Source organism: Arthrobacter sp. ISL-30 (assembly GCF_018613855.1).
GTDB lineage: Bacteria > Actinomycetota > Actinomycetes > Actinomycetales > Micrococcaceae > Arthrobacter.
The window spans coordinates 1-10129 of the sequence record NZ_JAGGPK010000055.1 but is presented as its reverse complement, the minus strand read 5'-3'; the positions used below and the strand labels follow the sequence as shown (position 1 = coordinate 10129).

Sequence of the window (10129 nt, the reverse complement as noted above, 5' to 3'; positions counted from 1 at the left end):
ATCGGTGGATCAAGGCTAAGGCACGATACTCCTGCTGATGAAGCCTGTCGCGGGTTGACGGCCACGCGGAAGGGAACCTGCCTCTTCAAGATCGGCGGCGCCGCTCCCTTCGTGGCCATGTCCCTGTCCTGATAATTGTCAGCTAGATGTTTGGATTCATACCGGCCTCTTTGCCCTTCCGCGTCCTGCTTCCTAAGCGGAGAACTGAGATACGCCATGAAAGTGCGGGACGCACTGATGCGGGTCCCGCACTTTCAGCATTTCGAGGAAGTCATCATCGCTACCCTCGATCTCCGGATCGCACAGAACTACGAGGCAAGAACGACCTAGCCAACGCCATGAAATCCTGGTCGGTGATTGACATGACAGTCGGGCAATCAACGCCCAGAACGGGTGCACCAGGAACCGGCCAACCCTAAGGCGACATAGCGGAGAGCAGCAGTCGAACTCAAGAGCTGGTCAGCATCGATTCCCGGAGCCGGGACTGGGCCAGGGCCAGTCCGGCATACGCCGCCCCCCGGGCCACCGATAGTCCGATCAATTGCGACACGACCCTGATCTCCGGGACGATGGGAAGGTTTTGCGCACGGCCCGGGGAGCACTGCGGCCTCTTCGCTCTGAGGGTCTATTTCGGAAGGCTAGGATGAATCGGTGACTGCCTACCAAGCCGCCCCCTCAATCCTGCCCGTTACCCTCAAGGGCCAGTTCGTCACGCTTGAGCCGCTTGACCACGGCCATCACGACGGTTTGGTGGACGCGGCCAGGGATGGTGAGCTCTGGAAGCTCTGGTACACCTCCGTCCCCGAGCCCAAGGGCATGGCGGCCGAGATCGAGCGGAGGCTTGAGCTGCAGAACCAGGGATCGATGCTGCCGTTTGCCACGCGCCTCAATGCCACCGGGAAGGTCATCGGCATGACCACCTACATGAACATCGACGCCGCGACGCCGCGGGTCGAGATTGGCTCGACGTGGAATGCGGCCTCCTCTCACGGCAGCGGAAGTAACCCGGATTCCAAGTTCCTGCTGCTGCGCCACGCCTTCGAGGTCCTCGGCTGTCCCGCCGTCGAATTCCGCACCCACTGGCTCAATCACCAGTCCCGCGATGCCATTGAGCGCCTTGGCGCCAAACAGGATGGCGTCCTGCGGAACCACACCCGCAGCAAGGACGGGACCCTCCGGGACACTGTGGTGTTCTCGATCCTCGAGCATGAGTGGCCAATGGTGAAGAAGGGCCTGGAGTTCCGGCTCGCCAAGATGCGCTGAGGCCTGCATCCCGTTCTGTTTCGGTTCGACGCTTAGTTCGCGACGCTTTAGTTCGCGACGCTTCAGCCCGCGACGCTTCAGCCCGCGACGCTTCAGTTCGCGGCCGGAAGGGTGAAGGTGACAGTAGTCCCGGCACCGGGCCGGCTGGTGAGGCTGATGGACCCGCCGTGGCTTTCGACGATGGTCTTACTGATGGGGAGGCCCAATCCTGCGCCGGGGATGGCAGTATCCCTGGCCCTGGCTGCGCGGAAGAATTTAGCGAAGGCGTTTTCCTGCTCCTCCGGGTTCATGCCGATTCCAGAGTCCGTGACGGAGCAGACGAGCCTGGAGCCATCGCGGTGGGTGCGTACGGTGACCAGACCTCCATTAGGCGAGTACTTGATGGCGTTGGAGAGCAGGTTGTCCACCACCTGGCCTACGCGCTCCGGGTCCACCCGGGCAGGCAGTGGGCGGTCCATGTCAGCTACCAGCTTGACGGCGCTTGCTGCCGCGCGAGGCCGCGCCGATTCGAGTGCCTCTTCCACGATCCCTGCGAGGTCTGTTTCCTCCATTGCCAGGTCCACTGAATCTGAGGCAACCGCCAGGAGATCATTCACGAGGTGCAGCAGTCGTTGGGCATTTCGCTCGATCACCAGCAGTTGCTCCCGGCCAAGCGTTGAATCAGGCTCGTCAATGATTAGCTCGAGGTAGCCGAGAATGGACGTCAGGGGCGTTCGCAACTCGTGGGAAACCGTCGAAACGAAGTTATCCTTTGCTGCCAGGGCGCCCACCAGCGCCGTGACATCGGTAAAGGCAATGACCGAACCCGTGAAAGCTCCGTCGGAGTCGCGGATTGTCCGTGCCGTAGTCGAGTAGGCCCGCTGTGTGTCACCCGTGCCTACCCACAGCAGTTCCTCAGTGATGTTCTGGCCCGCCAACGCCCGGGCGACGGGATTCTTGTCCGGGGGCATGGGGGTCACCCTGTCGCTTTCGAACACCGGAATGTTCGGCGCATCAGTACTGGGTCCAGCCGCGGGTTCGCTACGGGAGGTAGCCGTTTCACCATGCGAGGCGGCGGCTGCTTCTGCCCGCGCCAGGTCTGACTGGAACCGGCTATTGGTGAAAATGGTCGCACCTTCGGCATTAACCACCCAGACACCGACGCCGACAGTCTCAACGACAGTGTCCATCAGCCGCTGTCGTCGCTGGCTGTCGCTGAGGGCGTGTTGGAGTTCCCGGTCCTTGGCTTCGAGGCTGCTCCGCTGTCCGGCCAGGACACTCGCGACCACATGCACAGTGACGGCGATGACGGTGAAGACCATGGGAGGCAGGATGAGCCTTACCACCGATTCCTTCCCAAAATCGACGCCCAGGATGATGGGGGCCAGCAACGCACTGAGGACCGTTGCCAGGATCGCCATCAGGACCCTTCCCCGAGGCCCAATGGCGGCCAGCCAGATCACGGGAAACACCGTGAGGAGACCCAGGGCGCTGAGGATTTGTCCGCCTGCCTCGCGGCTAAGGCTGATTGCCAGACAGTCCAGGATGGGGATTACGGCGAAGCTGCCGGAGGGCAGCTTGCCCCAGGGGACAACTGCGCATAGTGCCAGGAGTAGCAGGTGCGGCAGGAGGGTCCACTGGAACCGTGGGTCCTGGAGTGTGCCGGGATTTACGACGGCGGAGACGGCTACGACGAGCAGGATGGAGACGGACAGCGGCAGCTGGCACAGGACTACCCTGCCGCGGGAGCCGAGTCGCCTGTAGTAGCTGTCCAGTGTTTCAAAACGCCATAGGTTCAGCATTGGTTCAGGCCCCGTCATCAGGACGGGTAGGAACTCCCGGTGACATGCTGCTGCGCGTCATTGGATGACCCCCCGGCTCATCAACCCAGCCACTCCCGTTCGCTGGAGAGGCATGAAACACAGCATAGCGCCGCACGGGCACTGGTGGTTGAGGCGGTGGGGAGCGAAACGGGATCTTGACAGGCTCGGTCAACGGGAACCGGCGGTTGAGCCTGTCGAAACCCGGTGACGCGAGGCTTAGTTAGTTGAGGCGCCGGCGTTCCGTGGTGAGGGACGCGGCGGCGTCGTCGTCATGCCACCAGCCTTCCCAGGCAGTGGAAGTGAGCTGGCCGCTGGGGAATTCGGCATCGGCCTTGCCCCCGCCGTTCGACTCGTCGTTGTTCCGGCCGAAATCAAGAAAGAGGTTTAAGCTGCTCCAAAGCAACATTAGTGTGACCTTCCGTTCGTCGCAGGGACTTCGTTGTCCAAGTGGAATCAGCGTAGCCCGGGAATGTTTCTTTGCATCGACGCAATGTTTCGGTTGTGTAGCAGGTTCCTCACGCAGGCCGCTCAGCCTGGGTGCTTCACAAGCAGGAAACGGGCTTTGGCGAGATCTACTAGTGTGCTGGCGGTAGGGATCATGTACTCTTGATAAATACCGAACGGCCGGTCAGTAATGTTGGCCGGGATTCCGTTCCGGTTCCCGCATTGAGCCCCGTGCCTTGGAAGGATCCGTCGACGATGACCACTACCGCAGTCGCTCCGGAAGCAACAGCAGTCGAAACCGTCCCCAGCTTCATCAAGGATTCCTGGTGGACTCCCGATGCCCCCGCCAGCAGCGGTGTCCCGGTCAGGGATGCGAGCACTGGAGAAATCCTTGCCACGGTGAGCACCGAGGGCCTGGACCTTGCCGACGTCGTAGATTATGGCCGGACAGTGGGCCAGCGCGAGCTTGGCAAGCTCACCTTTCACCAGCGCGCGCTCAAGCTCAAGGAGCTGGCCCAGTACCTCAACGGCCGCCGCGAGGAGTTTTACGCCCACTCGTATCAGTCGGGTGCCACGAAGATCGACTCGATGGTGGATATCGACGGCGGCATCGGCGTGCTGTTTACCTTTGGCTCGAAGGGCCGCCGTGAGCTGCCGAACACCCAGGTGGTGGTGGACGGTCCCATGGAAGTCCTGTCCAAGGACGGATCGTTCGTTGGCGAGCACATCTTCACGCGCATTCCCGGCGTCGCCGTCCAGATCAACGCCTTCAACTTCCCGGTGTGGGGCATGCTGGAGAAGTTCGCCCCCGCCTTCATTGCCGGGGTGCCCACTATCGTCAAGCCGGCAACTCCTACTGGTTATGTGGCTGCGTCCGTCGTGAAGGCGATCGTGGAGTCCAACATCCTTCCCCAGGGCTCCCTGCAGCTCATCTCCGGCTCCGCTCGGAACCTGCTGGACGAGCTGGACTACCGTGATCTGGTTGCCTTCACGGGTTCGTCCTCTACCGCCAACTCGCTGAAGTCCCATCCGAACGTCGTCACTGGCGGCATCCGTTTCACATCCGAGACCGACTCGCTCAACGCCGCAATCCTTGGGCCCGACGCCGTTCCAGGCACTCCGGAGTTCGACGCCTTTATCAAGTCCGTCGTCACCGAGATGACTGTCAAGGCCGGCCAGAAGTGCACGGCCATTCGACGGACCCTCGTGCCGCAGGCCCTGGTGTCCGACGTCGTTGCCGCCATCGGTGCCCGCGTTGAGGAGCGGGTTGTACTCGGCGACCCGCGCGCCGAGGGCGTCACCATGGGCGCGCTGGCGTCGGTGGAGCAGTTGGAGGGCGTCCGCGCAGCCGTGCAGGCCATGCTCGACGCCGGAGGTGAGCTTGCGTACGGAACGCTCGATTCGCCGTCGGTCACCAAAGCGGACGGTACCAGCGGTGTGGTTGACAGCGGCGCCTTCATGTCTCCGGTGGTGCTGAGCTGGGCCGACGCCGAAGCCGAAGAAGTCCACTCACTGGAAGCCTTTGGGCCGGTCTCCTCCGTGGTGGGTTACAGCGACCTTGACGACGCCGTCCGCCTCGCCGCCCGCGGTGGCGGCTCCCTCGTGGCCACCGTCTGCACCAACGATCCCGCCATGGCGCAGTCGCTCGTCACTGGAATCGCGGCACATCACGGCCGCGTCCTGATGCTCAATCGTGAAGATGCGCGCACCTCCACAGGGCACGGGTCACCTGTTCCCCACCTCGTCCATGGCGGACCCGGCCGGGCCGGAGGCGGCGAGGAACTCGGCGGTATCCGCTCCGTTCTGCATCACATGCAGCGCACCGCCATCCAAGGGTCCCCGAACATGCTGACTGGTGTGACCGGCGTCTGGCATTCCGGAGCGGACCGGAACTTCACCCTTGAGACCGAGGGCACGCACCCGTTCCGGAAGTCCCTGGCGACGCTCAGGATTGGCGACGCCGTGCGCTCGGAACTGCGCCAGGTCACCCTGGAGGACATCACAGCCTTCGCGAATTCCACGGGAGACACGTTCTACGCACACACCAATCAGGAGGCGGCGGAGGCGAATCCGTTCTTCCCGGGCATCGTGGCCCACGGCTACCTGCTGCTGAGCTGGGCCGCCGGACTCTTCGTGGAGCCGGCTCCTGGACCCGTGCTGGCCAACTATGGACTGGAAAACCTGCGGTTCATCACTCCGGTGGCGGCAGGGGATTCGATCCGGGTGACGTTGACCGCGAAGAAGATCACGCCCCGTGAGACCGACGAATACGGCGAGGTGGCCTGGGACGCCGTCCTGACCAACCAGAACGACGAAATCGTAGCTACGTACGACGTCCTCACCCTCGTAGAGAAGTAGCCCGGGAGGTGAGAGCGTCGCTTACAGCTCGTCGCGGGGGCCGAAGGCGTTGTTGCGGCGTAGCAGGCCGGTGATGAGGAGGGTCAGCCCAATCACCAGCGGGAGGAGTGCGTAGAGGGTGTAGCTCGCACCTAGCGCGCCCATCACGATGGCGAAGGCGAAGAAGCCGATCAGGATCACGAGGCCCATCGTGATAAGCACCCTGCCTGTCCGGGGCGGGCGCATTGGCTCGCCCACCGGCGGCAGCCAGGGCGGGACTTTATCTGTCCAGTTCACCGTCAGTCCAGCTCACGGCCAGTCCAGCGCATGCGCACAGTCTATGCCTCTCCCGGGTTCCAGCGAATGCCCTGCCCGCCCCAGCGGATACCCTTTCAGACGCCCAGCAAACAGGGATCTTTTCGGCACCTCCGAGCGTAAAATTTGCTCCGTAGGAGGTGGCGAAATGAACCTAGCACTCAAGTCAGCCACAACCATCCTGCCAGTCGATGACCCAGCCCGCGCCCGCAGTTTCTATGAACAGAAACTCGGACTCCCGCATCGCGGCATGACCTGGGATGGAAACGATCTCTTTGGCAACGACGGCGGTCCCATGCTGCAGTTGATGCCAGTCAAGGACGGCAAGCATTCGGAGCACACAGCCCTAAGTTTCGAAGTTTCCGACATCGAACGGGCTGTCGAGGAAATGGAGGCGAACGGCGTCGAATTCCAGGACTACGATCTCCCGGACCTGAAAACCGACCACCACATCTGTACAACCGACGACGAAAAGTGCGCCTGGTTCATGGATTCGGAACACAACGTCCTCTGCATCCACCAGCCCCTGGGCGCCAACCAGGTTGAGTACCAGCTCTAGGCTGGGGGAGCAGGTAGCGAAGTGCGTTTCCAAAGTCCCATTCGATTTGAGGGTCCGGTGCGCTTCGAGGTGTCGCAGCACTGCCCTTACAACCAGGAGGAGACCTTCCGCACCATCCTGGGAATGGACCTGCGGGTACTGTTCTCCGGCATGGGTCCGCTGCCGTCCGTCGTGGGCGTAGAGGATGAACGGGGGAGTTGGGACCAGGTAGGTGCAACACGGCGGCCCCAGCTCTCCGATGGCTCGTCGGCCCTCGAAACCCTTACCGATGTCCGGCCCCCGGACGGCCTGGCCTACACCATCACGGAAATCACCGGCATGTTGGGCTGGTTCGCGGAACAGGTCAACGCAGAGTGGACACTCATCCCCGACCATCCCGGCACCTATGCAGGCGGTCACAGCGCGGGCGGAACCTACCTGGGCGGCACCACTGTCCTGTGGCGCTACGACGTCTTCCCCAGGCCATACCGCGAGCCGTTTGTGCGTTTGGTCCTCGGGCGGGTCTGGAGAGCCTACATGCGGCGCGCTCTGACCGGGGCCCTCCAAGAGGTGGGCCGGCAGGGAGCAGGGCTGTAGGGCCGCCCCGGGCGCAGCACCCGCCGGAGAAGGGGTCAAAAGCTACTTCGCGTGGAGCCCGTCGAAGGCCATGGTGATGACGTCGTCGGCGAGTTTTTCCGGGGACAGCGATCCGCCGGGCTTGTACCACTCCACGATCGAGTTGATGGTGCCAAAAAGGAGACGGGTCACTGTGCGGGGATCGATGTCCTGGCGCAGTGAGCCGTCTTCGCGTGCCGCCTCAATGAGTGCGGCCACTTTGTGGTCGAAGCTGCGACGGCGTTCCAGCGCGTTGCGTTCGATCTCGGTGTTGCCGCGAAGCCTCAGGAGCAGGGTGACGAACGGCAGCCGATCCACGAGCACCGCGATTGTCTGACGGAGCACGAACTCCAGCCGCGCGTCAGCTGGGCCGGACTGCGCTTCAGGCTGCTCGAGAATCGATTCCAGGCCGCCCAGGGCATGGTCCAGGGCGAGCTTCAGCAGATCGCCCTTGGACGGCACGTGGTGATAGATGGCAGACTTGGAGATGCCAAGGTTCTCGGCCAGTATGCCCATGGAGGTCGCGTCGTAGCCGTGGCGGTTGAAGACGTCGACGGCGATGCGGAGCACGGACTGCTGGTCGTAGCCGGGGCGGCCCCGCTTGGAGTTGGTGTCTATAGGCATACTGGCCAGTTTCTCACGAACGATCGATCGGACAGGCATTTCGACAGCTGCGAATCAGCCCTTCGGGCGCAGGTCGTAGATGCGGCGAAGCTTGCCATTGGAACGTTCAAGCGCACCCGGTTCCACAACGTCCACTGTGCATGAAGAACCCACGTGAATCTTGATCTGTTCACGCAAGGTGCGGGCCGCCGTCGCGCTTTGCTCAGCCGATACGGCGTCCCGCCGCTCGATCCGGACAGTCAGCTCGTCCATGCGCTTGCCCTCAGGGCGGGTGATTTCCAGCTGGAAGTGCGGGCTGAGCTCGGGGATCCGGAGGGCGATTTCCTCGATCTGCGATGGGAAAAGGTTCACTCCACGCAGGATGATCATGTCGTCGCTGCGGCCCGTGATGCGACCCATGCGGCGGTGCGCCGGCCGGGCAGTGCCGGGAAGGAGCCTGGTGAGGTCCTTCGTGCGGTAGCGGATGATCGGCAGCGCTTCCTTGGTGAGGGAGGTGAAGACGAGTTCCCCCGACTCGCCGTCGGCCATCACTGTCGAATGATCGAACGGATCGATGATTTCAGGACGGAAGTGGTCTTCCCAAATGTGGCTGCCGTCCTGGGTTTCTACAGCTTCACCGGCCACGCCGGGGCCCATGACCTCAGACAGGCCGTAAATGTCACAGGCCTTGATGTTCATGGTGACTTCAAGTTCGTGGCGCATTTCCTGGGTCCACGGCTCGGCACCCAGCACGGCGTACTTGAGGGAGGTCGACGTCGGATCGATGCCCATGTGCGCCATGGCGTCGGCGATGGTGAGAAGGTAGGTGGGGGTGGCCAGGATTGCGTCCGGCTGGAAGTCCTGGATCAGCTGGATCTGGCGCTCGGTCTGGCCGCCGGACATGGGGATCACAGTGCAGCCCAAGGCTTCGGCACCGGCGTGGGCGCCCAAGCCGCCGGTGAACAGCCCGTAGCCGTAGGCGTTGTGCACCTTCATGCCAGGCCGGATGCCTGATGCCCGGAAGCAGCGCGCCACCAGGGTAGCCCAGTTGGCAAGGTCGTTCTTCGTGTACCCCACCACCGTGGGTCGGCCAGTGGTTCCCGAGCTGGCGTGGATGCGGGCCACCTCGTTTTGCGGAACGGCGAACATCCCGAACGGGTACTCCTGGCGCAGGTCTTCCTTCGTGGTGAAGGGGAACTTCCCCAGGTCTGCCAGCTCGCGGAGGTCGCTGGGCTGTACACCGGCCTCGTCGAACTTGCGCTTGTACAGGGGCACACGATCATAGGCGTAAGCCACGGTGTGCTGCAGGCGGCTGAGCTGCAGCGCCTCGAGCTCGTCCCGGGAAATCGTCTCTTCCCGGTCCAGGACGGCGGAGCCGGGGGCAGGAACAGCGGCAGGTTCTGTGGCGTGCAGGGTCATGGGGATCTTCCTACTTCTTGGAAATGGTGCGGCTCCGGCCGCGGAACTCGGCGATGAGCTCGCCCGGGGTTTCGTCGTCGTTCAGTTCCAGTTCGGCGTCTGCCGCATAGATCTGGATGTCGTAGAGGCCGCTGCGGCCCGTGTGGGCGCGGCGGTTGGCGACGGCGGTGATGACCTGCCCTTCATAGGCGGGCTTGAGGAAGTTGATGTCGACGCCGGACGCCACCGTGATCTTGTGCGATTCCGAGGCTGTGGGCGTGGCCGGGTTGCAGGCCAGGGCGAAGGCGGAGTCCGCAAAGGCGAAGATCATTCCGCCGTGCGCCATCCCGAAACCGTTGAGCATTTCCTGCCGCAAGCGCATGCGGATGGTTGGATGCCCATGGCCAAGTTTGAGGACCTCGATGCCCATCCACTCGGAGGCGTAGTCGTTTTTCAGGATGGGGTGTGCTGCTCCCGGAAGGGTTGCTTCAGCCATGCGTCATTGCCTCCAGCTTTATTTACCGAATGTTCATTAGGTAATCCCAAAAAGGGGTCCCGCGTCAAGAGGCAACGGGGATGCAACAGGGAGGCGCCGGCGTGTGGAGGCCCAACTGACTGGCAGTTGTGGTCGTCAAAAGCCCTCATAACGACAACTACTGCGAGCTAGCCGGTTTGTCTCTTGTGGGACGCCCGTTCGGGTTTGAAAATGTCCTTGTGGTCGCCTGCCGACGCCGTCCATCTATGGTTCGTTGAGGCCGTGAGCTAGCCGGGCGTTGGGGATCACGCCGTGGGCCCTTCACTGTTTCTTTTGCCG

At 62.9% G+C, this 10129-nt stretch carries 10 protein-coding genes; 4 read left to right on the top strand and 6 right to left on the bottom strand.

What is annotated here, in order from left to right:
• Nucleotides 1-651 precede the first annotated feature (651 nt).
• Nucleotides 652-1263 carry a GNAT family N-acetyltransferase gene (locus J7E82_RS19195; RefSeq protein WP_214865574.1) on the top strand — a complete coding sequence of 204 codons (612 nt, stop codon included), beginning with the start codon at nt 652-654 and terminating at the stop codon, nt 1261-1263.
• A 92-nt stretch (nt 1264-1355) separates the two neighbouring features.
• On the opposite strand, the gene J7E82_RS19190 is transcribed toward J7E82_RS19195, so the two are convergent.
• Complete coding sequence (locus J7E82_RS19190) at nt 1356-3044, bottom strand: cell wall metabolism sensor histidine kinase WalK (protein ID WP_251042142.1); 1689 nt, start codon at nt 3042-3044, stop codon at nt 1356-1358.
• Between the two features lie 241 nt (nt 3045-3285).
• On the bottom strand, nt 3286-3471 hold the full coding sequence (locus J7E82_RS19185; RefSeq protein ID WP_214865570.1) for a hypothetical protein: 186 nt from the start codon (nt 3469-3471) through the stop codon (nt 3286-3288).
• Nucleotides 3472-3764: 293 nt separating this feature from the next.
• On the opposite strand from J7E82_RS19185, the gene paaZ reads away from it, so the two are divergent.
• The gene (gene paaZ / locus J7E82_RS19180) at nt 3765-5867 is read left to right on the top strand and encodes a phenylacetic acid degradation bifunctional protein PaaZ (protein WP_214865568.1); all 2103 of its coding nucleotides are present in this window, start codon (nt 3765-3767) and stop codon (nt 5865-5867) included.
• A gap of 21 nt (nt 5868-5888) precedes the next feature.
• Here paaZ and J7E82_RS19175 read toward each other — a convergent pair whose 3' ends face one another.
• The gene (locus J7E82_RS19175) at nt 5889-6143 is read right to left on the bottom strand and encodes a hypothetical protein (RefSeq protein ID WP_214865566.1); all 255 of its coding nucleotides are present in this window, start codon (nt 6141-6143) and stop codon (nt 5889-5891) included.
• A 166-nt stretch (nt 6144-6309) separates the two neighbouring features.
• On the opposite strand from J7E82_RS19175, the gene J7E82_RS19170 reads away from it, so the two are divergent.
• Both J7E82_RS19170 and J7E82_RS19165 read left to right on the top strand, forming a co-directional pair.
• Nucleotides 6310-6720: a VOC family protein gene (locus J7E82_RS19170; protein WP_214865564.1), complete on the top strand. Its 411-nt coding sequence runs from the start codon at nt 6310-6312 to the stop codon at nt 6718-6720.
• Nucleotides 6721-6741: 21 nt separating this feature from the next.
• Nucleotides 6742-7296 (top strand): SRPBCC family protein, encoded by a 555-nt coding sequence (locus tag J7E82_RS19165; RefSeq protein ID WP_214865562.1) that lies wholly within the window; start codon nt 6742-6744, stop codon nt 7294-7296.
• A 42-nt stretch (nt 7297-7338) separates the two neighbouring features.
• On the opposite strand, the gene J7E82_RS19160 is transcribed toward J7E82_RS19165, so the two are convergent.
• From J7E82_RS19160 to J7E82_RS19150, 3 genes are read right to left on the bottom strand one after another with little or no spacing between them, the layout of a single operon-like run.
• A complete protein-coding gene (locus J7E82_RS19160; protein ID WP_214865560.1) occupies nt 7339-7938 on the bottom strand; it encodes a TetR/AcrR family transcriptional regulator in 600 nt (199 codons plus the stop codon).
• Between the two features lie 54 nt (nt 7939-7992).
• The gene (paaK, locus tag J7E82_RS19155; RefSeq protein WP_214865558.1) at nt 7993-9336 is read right to left on the bottom strand and encodes a phenylacetate--CoA ligase PaaK; all 1344 of its coding nucleotides are present in this window, start codon (nt 9334-9336) and stop codon (nt 7993-7995) included.
• A gap of 10 nt (nt 9337-9346) precedes the next feature.
• Nucleotides 9347-9811 carry a hotdog fold thioesterase gene (locus J7E82_RS19150; protein WP_214865557.1) on the bottom strand — a complete coding sequence of 155 codons (465 nt, stop codon included), beginning with the start codon at nt 9809-9811 and terminating at the stop codon, nt 9347-9349.
• Between the last annotated feature and the right edge of the window lie 318 nt (nt 9812-10129).

What these genes read in the sequence shown, in the direction of transcription:
- J7E82_RS19150 (WP_214865557.1), bottom strand. Translation starts at nt 9,811, where the DNA reads ATGGCTGAAGCAACCCTTCCGGGAGCAGCACACCCCATCCTGAAAAAC.
- paaK (WP_214865558.1), bottom strand. Translation starts at nt 9,336, where the DNA reads ATGACCCTGCACGCCACAGAACCTGCCGCTGTTCCTGCCCCCGGCTCC.
- J7E82_RS19185 (WP_214865570.1), bottom strand. Translation starts at nt 3,471, where the DNA reads ATGTTGCTTTGGAGCAGCTTAAACCTCTTTCTTGATTTCGGCCGGAAC.
- J7E82_RS19170 (WP_214865564.1), top strand. Translation starts at nt 6,310, where the DNA reads ATGAACCTAGCACTCAAGTCAGCCACAACCATCCTGCCAGTCGATGAC.
- J7E82_RS19160 (WP_214865560.1), bottom strand. Translation starts at nt 7,938, where the DNA reads ATGCCTATAGACACCAACTCCAAGCGGGGCCGCCCCGGCTACGACCAG.
- paaZ (WP_214865568.1), top strand. Translation starts at nt 3,765, where the DNA reads ATGACCACTACCGCAGTCGCTCCGGAAGCAACAGCAGTCGAAACCGTC.
- J7E82_RS19190 (WP_251042142.1), bottom strand. Translation starts at nt 3,044, where the DNA reads ATGCTGAACCTATGGCGTTTTGAAACACTGGACAGCTACTACAGGCGA.